Annotated in this window: 1 pseudogene; it reads right to left on the reverse strand. The window is 66.8% G+C overall.

Annotated features, from left to right (window positions below):
* Positions 1 to 349, reverse strand: a pseudogene (locus BN1127_RS19410) (methyl-accepting chemotaxis protein); the annotation flags it as partial.

Consider the following 349-nt stretch of genomic DNA (forward strand, 5'->3'; position numbering starts at 1 on the left):
GATTGGTCTGCTCGGCGATGGTGGCGATCACCTCAGTGACGCGACCCACCTGCTCGCTCTGGCTGCTGAGCAGCGTCATCGCCTGATTCGCCTGGGTGATCATGGCGGCAATCTGCGCCATGGTGGTACTCATTCGGGCGAGAGCCTGTTCCCCCTGTTTGGCCTGTCGCTCGGTCTGACGCGCCGCCCCGGCCGCATCGGCGATGTTCCCCGCCACGTCCCGGGTGCTGGCGGACATCTGCTCGATGGCGGCCGCAACCGTATCCAGCCGCTGATTCTGGCTGGCCAGATCGTCCACTATGGCATTGGTGGTCTGGCCCACCTCGCGACCGGCCCCCTCCACCTGCGC

It is taken from the genome of Aeromonas media (genome assembly GCF_000819985.1).
Taxonomy (GTDB): domain Bacteria; phylum Pseudomonadota; class Gammaproteobacteria; order Enterobacterales; family Aeromonadaceae; genus Aeromonas; species Aeromonas media.